Genomic DNA, 323 nt, shown 5'->3' with positions numbered 1-323 from the left:
GTGCCTTACCACTGGGGCCGCTTCCGCGGGCTGGCGCAGGAAATGAAAAAGCCGCTGCTCAAAGACCACCTGCTCAACAACATCTTCTTTGACACCTGCGTCTACCACCAGCCAGGCATCGACCTGCTGACCAAGGTCATCCCGGTGGACAACGTGTTGTTTGCCAGCGAAATGATTGGCGCGGTACGCGGCATCGACCCGGAAACCGGCCACTACTACGACGACACCAAGCGCTACATCGAAGCGGCGGCACTGACGGATGCCGAGCGTCAGCAAATCTTTGAAGGCAATGCCCGACGCGTGTATCCGCGACTGGATGCCGC

1 protein-coding gene is annotated in these 323 nt (G+C 59.8%); it reads left to right on the top strand.

The features are described 5' to 3' along the window. Positions 1-42 precede the first annotated feature (42 nt). On the top strand, positions 43-323 hold a 281-nt coding region (locus EAY64_RS09185; protein ID WP_233566480.1), incomplete at its 3' end, for an amidohydrolase family protein.

Origin of the sequence: Aquitalea palustris, assembly GCF_003693445.1 — a bacterium.
Taxonomy (GTDB): domain Bacteria; phylum Pseudomonadota; class Gammaproteobacteria; order Burkholderiales; family Chromobacteriaceae; genus Aquitalea; species Aquitalea palustris.
The sequence above is the reverse complement of the archived record's forward strand: the minus strand, read 5'-3'. Positions and strand labels throughout refer to the sequence as shown.